The following is a 1,013-nucleotide window of genomic DNA, read 5'->3' as shown; positions in this document are numbered from 1 at the left end:
GACCTCTGGCAGGCGATCCAGCAGGAAAACCAGCGCCAGGAAGATCACATCGAGCTGATCGCCTCCGAGAACTACACGAGCCCGGCCGTGATGGCCGCGCAGGGCTCGCAACTGACCAACAAGTACGCCGAGGGCTATCCCGGCAAGCGCTACTACGGCGGCTGCGAATACGTCGACGTGGTGGAGCAGCTGGCGATCGATCGCGTCAAGGCGCTGTTCGGCGCCGAGGCCGCGAACGTGCAGCCGAACTCGGGTTCGCAGGCCAACCAGGGCGTGTTCTTCGCGATGCTCAAGCCGGGCGACACCATCATGGGCATGAGCCTGGCGCATGGCGGCCACCTCACGCACGGCTCGCCGGTGAACATGTCGGGCAAGTGGTTCAACGTCGTCAGCTACGGCCTGAACGAAGGCGAGGACATCGACTACGAAGCGGCCGAGAAGCTGGCGCAGGAGCACAAGCCGAAGATGATCGTGGCGGGCGCCTCGGCGTTCGCGCTGAAGATCGACTTCGAGCGCCTGGCGAAGATCGCCAAGGCGGTGGGCGCCTACCTGATGGTGGACATGGCGCACTACGCGGGGCTGATCGCGGCGGGCGTGTACCCGAACCCGGTGCCGCACGCGGACTTCGTGACCACCACCACGCACAAGAGCCTGCGCGGCCCGCGCGGCGGCGTGATCCTGATGAAGGCCGAGTACGAGAAGCCGATCAACTCGGCGATCTTCCCGGGGATCCAGGGCGGCCCGCTGATGCACGTGATCGCGGCCAAGGCGGTGGCGTTCAAGGAAGCGGCCTCGCCGGAGTTCAAGACGTACCAGCAGCAGGTGGTGGAGAACGCGCGGGTGCTGGCGGAGACGCTGGTCAAGCGCGGTCTGCGCATCGTGTCGGGGCGCACGGAAAGCCACGTGATGCTGGTGGACCTGCAGGCCAAGAAGATCACGGGCAAGGCGGCGGAAGCGGCGCTGGGCGCGGCGCACATCACGGTGAACAAGAACGCGATCCCGAACGATCCGGA

The 1,013-nt window shown here is 66.4% G+C and carries 1 protein-coding gene; it reads left to right on the top strand.

Annotation, left to right across the window (positions count from 1 at the left end; genetic code table 11):
* A partial coding sequence (glyA, locus tag FB600_RS37020; RefSeq protein ID WP_145758323.1) for a serine hydroxymethyltransferase occupies window positions 1-1,013 on the top strand: 1,013 nt, incomplete at both ends.

This window comes from Burkholderia sp. SJZ089, from assembly GCF_007828315.1.
Classification (GTDB): domain Bacteria; phylum Pseudomonadota; class Gammaproteobacteria; order Burkholderiales; family Burkholderiaceae; genus Burkholderia; species Burkholderia gladioli.
The sequence above is the reverse complement of the archived record's forward strand: the minus strand, read 5'-3'. Positions and strand labels throughout refer to the sequence as shown.